The following is a 5,720-nucleotide window of genomic DNA, read 5'->3' on the forward strand; positions in this document are numbered from 1 at the left end:
GGGCTGTTCCGCGCGACGCCCGCGACCACGGGCGGCCGTGCGATCGCACGGCCGAGCGCGACGAGGCGGTCGGGCGGGTTCTGCGCGGTCATGCCGTCAGGGTCTCAACGCCGTGTTGCGCGCGCGTTTCCGGTGCGTCGCGGCCGTGAGACCGCGACTGAGACGGATGCCCCGGCCTGTCTCGTTCGCAGCGCGATGAGCGTTACGGCCGGGTCATTCGGGCGAAACGGGCCGCGCCCAGCATGGGCGTCACACCCCTGAGGAGGCTCGTATGACAACCGCGGACCCCACCGCCCTTCCCGCAGCGCCATCTGCCCTGACCGAACGCCCCGCCCGCACCCTCTCGGGCCGTCTCGGCGTCGGATCCATCGTCTTCATGGTCATCGCGGCCGCCGCGCCGCTCACCGTCGTCGGGGGCGGATTCCCCGTCGGCGCGCTTCTCGGCGACGGCATCGGCGCCCCGACGATGTTCCTCATCGGCGGCGTCATCCTGCTGTTCTTCGCCGTCGGGCTGTCGACCATGAGCAACTACGTGCCACGGCCCGGCGCGTTCTTCACCTACGTCGGCTACGGCCTCGGCCGCCCGCTCGGCCTCGCCGCCGCATGGCTCGCGATCCTCACCTACACGACGGTTCAGATCGCGGTCTACGGCTACGTCGGCGCGGTGATCAGCGGCTTCGTCGGCTCGCTCAGCGGCCCGACGCTGCCGTGGTGGCTCTATTCACTGGCCGTCGTCGCGATCGTCGGCCTGCTCGGCTATCGGCATATCGAGCTGTCGGGGAAGGTGCTCGGCGTCTTCCTCGTCTGCGAGATCGGGGTCGTTCTCGTGCTCGCCGGCGCCGTCGTCGCGACCGGCGGCGCGGAGGGGCTCTCGGCCGCGCCGTTCCTGCCGTCCAATGTGCTGAGCGGGGCACCGGCCCTCGCGCTCATGTTCGCGCTCGCCGGCTTCATCGGCTTCGAGTCGACGGCGATCTACCGCGACGAGGCGAAGGACCCGCAGAAGACCATCCCGCGCGCGACCTATGTCGCCCTCATCGTCATCGCCGTCTTCTACACCTTCGCGTCGTGGGCGCTCGTCATGGGCATCGGCCCGAGCCACCTCATGGGCGAGCTCGCCAAGGACCCGTCGGCCTTCATCGGCACCGTGACGACGCAGTACCTCGGCGCCGCGGGCGGCTGGATCGTCAACATCCTGATGATCACGAGCATGTTCGCCTGCGTGCTCTCGTTCCACAACGTGATCACGCGCTACCAGCACTCCATGTCGAACGCGGCGGTGCTGCCCGGCGCGCTCGGCAAGGTGCACGCCACGCACCGCTCGCCGCACACGTCGTCGATGGTGCAGACCGTGACCGCGGCCGTGCTCACCGTGGCGTTCGCGCTGTTCCAGCTCGACCCCGTGCTGCAGGTCTTCACCTGGTTCAGCGGCATCTCGACCTTCGCGATCGTCGTGCTCATGGGGCTCACCTGCCTCGCCGTCATCTCCTACTTCGCCGTCAAGAAGATCAGGGCGGGCGTCTGGAAGACCTGGATTGCACCCGTGATCGGATTCCTCGGCCTCGCCGCCGTCGCCGTGATCATCGCCCAGAACTTCCCCCTGCTCATCGGCGACGCCGACGCGAAGGGCAACCCGGTCTTCGGCACCCTGACCATCGCGTTCCTCGCCGTCATGGCGGCCTTCCCCGTCTTCGGCGTCGTGCAGGCCCTTGTCATGAGGGCGAAGCGACCCGGCGCCTACGAGAACGTCATCGACACCATCAGCACCATCGAGGAGTAACGACCGTGACCATCACCGAGAACAGCCACGCCCACCACGAGCACGAGGGTCAGGCATCCCCAGCCCCTGCGGGCGGCCCGCTCGCCAGCCTGACGGCGGCCGAGATCGCGGCTGCCAGCGAGATCATCGCGGCGGCCGGCTTTGTCACCACGGCCACGCGCTACGCGTATGTCGGCCTGCTCGAGCCCGACAAAGCCGATGTGCTCGCGTGGCAGCAGGGCACGGGCCCGCTGCCCGCGCGCGAGGTGCGCGCCCTGCTGCTCGACCGCGCGAGCGGGGCATCCCTCGACGTCACCGTGTCGCTCACGGACGCCGCCGTCGTCGCCAGCGTGCCGATCGACGGCAGCCGCGGTCAGGTTCCGATCCTCGACGAGGAGTTCGCCGACATCGCCGACATCGTCAACGAGGACCCGCGCTGGGTCGAGGCGCTCGCGCGCAAGGGCGTGGCGCCGGATCAGGTCGTCCAGGTGCCGCTCTCGCCCGGCTACTACGAGATCCCGGGGGAGGAGGGGCGCCGAGTCATCCGCGTCTTCGCCTTCCGCATGGACCACGAGCACGACCACCCGTGGGCTCACCCCGTCGACGGGCTGTGCGCGTACGTCGACGTGATCTCGCACGAGCTGCTGCAGATCGTCGAGACGGATGCCGCGCCCGTGCCCGAGGCATCGGCGAACTACCACCTGCCCGAGGGCCGCCCGGCCGACCTCGAGGGGCTCAAGCCGCTCGAGATCACCCAGCCCGAGGGGCCGAGCTTCACGGTCACGGGCGAGCACGTCGAGTGGGCGAACTGGAGCCTCGACATCGGCTTCGACGCCCGCGAGGGGCTCATTCTGCGCAACCTCGCCTTCGCCGACCCCGACCGCGGCGGCGAAGTCCGCCCCATCATGTACCGCGGGTCGATCGCCGAGATGGTCGTGCCCTACGGCGACCCCTCGCCGTCGCGCTACTGGCAGAACTACTTCGACACGGGCGAGTACGTCTTCGGCCGCTACACGAACTCGCTCACCCTCGGCTGCGACTGCCTCGGCGAGATCCGCTACTTCGACGCGACGCTGGCCGACGAGCTCGGCAACCCGCGCGTCATCGAGAACGCGATCTGCATGCACGAGGAGGACTACGGCGTGCTCTGGAAGCACACCGACGTGTTCACGGGCGAGTCAGAGGTGCGCCGCTCGCGCCGGCTCGTGATCTCGTTCTTCACGACCGTCGGGAACTACGACTACGGCTTCTACTGGTACCTCTACCTCGACGGCACCATCGAGCTCGAGGCGAAGCTCACCGGCATCCTGTTCCCCTCCGCCCACACGGGCGACCTGGACTACCCCTACGCGACGCTGGTGGCCCCCGGCGTCGGCGCGCCCTACCACCAGCACCTCTTCAGCGCGCGGCTCGACATGACGGTCGACGGCCTCGCCAACGCCGTCGACGAGATCGACGCGGTGCGGCTGCCGATGGGGCCGGGCAACGAGCACGGGAACGCGTTCACCAAGTCGGTGCGGCGCATCTCCTCCGAGGCGGAAGGAGCGCTCGAGGCCCAGGGCGCCGTCAGCCGCAACTGGATGATCTCGAACACCGAGAAGGTCAACGGCCTCGGCCAGCACCCCGGCTACGTGCTGCACGTCGAGCAGTCGCCGACGCTGCTCGCCGACCCCGGCTCGTCGATCGCGAAGCGCGCCGCCTACACGACGAAGACCCTGTGGGTGACGCAGTATGCCTCGGACGAGCGCTACCCCGCGGGCGAGTTCGTGAACCAGAACCCCGGGGTCGACGGCATCACCGCCTGGCAGCAGGCCGACCGCAACCTCGACGGCGACGACATCGTGCTGTGGACCACCTTCGGCCTCACGCACTTCCCGCGCCCTGAGGACTGGCCCGTCATGCCGACGGACTACGTCAAGTTCACGATGAAGCCGTACGGGTTCTTCGACAGGAACCCCGCCCTCAACGTGAAGCCCACCGTGTCGGACCACTGCGCGCCGGGGTATGCGGGGCATGCGGGGCATGCGGGGCATGACCACCACTGAGTCCGTCTTCGGCTCGGCCCGTGGCCGCCGGGGCGCGAGGCGAGCAGTCGCCTGGCGTGGCCCGGCGGCCATGGCCGTCATGGTGCTCGGCATGCTCGACACCATGGTGCCGACGCTCGGCGTGGTGCCCGCCGACGCCTGGGTCGCCCTCGAGCTCGCCCTGGCGATCGTCGTCGCGGTGCCGGGGCGGGGCGCGCGCTGCTGCACCCCACTTGCCGCGCACCGGGCGCTCGGGCTCGTCGTGATGGCGGCGCTCACGATCGCGATGGTCGGCACGGGAGCGATGGCGGGCATGGGGGCGATGGGGGATGCCCCGGCCGCCGCGCCCATGGCGGGCATGCGCCACGAACACGGGCTCGGGGTCGGGGTCGGCTTTGCGCCGGTGGCGCTCGCCGCGGCGGCGGTGTACTGCGGGTGGTCGCTCTGGCGGTCACGGCGGCACGCCGGCCGCGTCGAGATGCTGGCGGCGGCGGCATCCGTCGCCCTCATGGCCGCATTCGCCCTGACGTGACGAGACGTGGCGTGGCGTGGGGCGAAGGCGTCGTCCCCACGGCCGCCCTGGGCCTTTGCACGCCGTGGCTGCGGCGCCCTGTGACCGCTGCGCCCTCTGGCTGCGGCGCCCTGTGACCGCTGCGCCCACTCGTGCGGCGACGGTGGATGTCGGTATCGGGCGGCGCTGGCTCGTGCGGCGACAGTAGATGCCGGTATCGGGCGGCGACGGCTCGCGCGGCGACAGTCGTTGTCGGTATCGGGTGGCGAGGGTTCGTGCGGCGACAGTGGATGTCGGTATCGGGTGGCGAGGGTTCGCGCGGCGACAGTCGTTGTCGGTATCGGGCGGCGCTGGCTCGCGCGGCGACAGTAGGTGCCGGAATACGACGGCCGGCGCCTCAAGTGGCGACAGTTGTGGCCGATATGCGACGACCTTTACGCCAAGGAATGTCGTCGGTCGGAAGCGGCACGAGCCCGATGCGGCATCTACTGTCGCCGCACGACTCGCCGCACGACTGGGCGCCGTGGCGAGCCGGTATTCACCGTCGCCGCAGCAACTCGAGCCGGGGCATAGCAGCCGGGAGCCCAGCTGTCGCCGCAGCGACTCGGGCCGGGGGCATAGCAGGAGCCCAGCTGCCCACGTCGGGCCGGGGGCATAGCAGGAGCCCAGCTGCCCACGTCGGGCCGGGGGCATAGCAGCCGGGGGCATCGCAGCCGGGAGCCCAGCTGCCCACGTCGGGCCGACTTGGACCTCCATGCGTCCTAGCCGCAGCGGGATTGACCGAGGATGCGCCCGGCGGTCACGCTGCCGAAGCACCACCCGCTCGGACGAGGTCGCGGCGCTGCAGATGCGGGACAGGGACGCCACGGGCTGAGGTCTGCGGGAGGGGGATGTAGGTGCGGCGCGCATTTTGCACGATCGGTCCTACGAACCGTCCTCGCGCGTACGCCGAATCGTGCGTTCTGCGCGCGGCGCCTACCGCAGCGCGGCCGACGATGGCGGCGACTTCGGTGTCGTTGCACTTTCCAGGAACAACGGCACGGGGCATCCGCCCGCGAAGGCGAAGAGCCGCGCACGCCCCGAGTGCGCCCGGCTAGGGTTAGGCGCATGCGCGCCCTGCTCAGACGTCGTTCTGTGCTCTGGCCCGCATTCATCGCCGTGCACCTCGCACTCGCGGCGGCGAACCTCACGCCCGGGGTGACCGGGAACTCCTTCAACGACGTCACCGGCTTCTATCGCGTGTGGGTCGACACCGCGGTCGCGGGCGGCGGCTGGCCCGCGATCGACCAGCCGTGGGTCTACCCGATCGTGGCGCTCGTGCCGATGGTCATCCCGCTCATCGGCGGCGATGCGGGCTACGGCGCGATCTGGCTGCTGCAGGTGAGCCTGCTGAACGCGACGGCCTTCGGCGTGCTGATCTCGCGCCCGA

At 70.5% G+C, this 5,720-nt stretch carries 3 protein-coding genes and 1 pseudogene; all 4 read left to right on the forward strand.

The window, feature by feature from the left end:
* Positions 1-271 precede the first annotated feature (271 nt).
* A complete protein-coding gene (locus ACM2XV_RS11540) occupies positions 272-1,777 on the forward strand; it encodes an APC family permease (RefSeq protein WP_487027025.1) in 1,506 nt (501 codons plus the stop codon).
* Positions 1,778-1,782: 5 nt separating this feature from the next.
* A complete protein-coding gene (locus tag ACM2XV_RS11545) occupies positions 1,783-3,801 on the forward strand; it encodes a primary-amine oxidase (protein WP_487027026.1) in 2,019 nt (672 codons plus the stop codon).
* Positions 3,788-4,312: a hypothetical protein gene (locus tag ACM2XV_RS11550; RefSeq protein WP_487027027.1), complete on the forward strand. Its 525-nt coding sequence runs from the start codon at positions 3,788-3,790 to the stop codon at positions 4,310-4,312. Before ACM2XV_RS11545 ends, ACM2XV_RS11550 begins: the two co-directional genes overlap by 14 nt.
* Positions 4,313-5,398: 1,086 nt before the next feature.
* A pseudogene (locus ACM2XV_RS11555) lies at positions 5,399-5,720 on the forward strand (glycosyltransferase 87 family protein); the annotation flags it as partial.

This window comes from Gryllotalpicola sp. CP2-P1 (genome assembly GCF_057512245.1).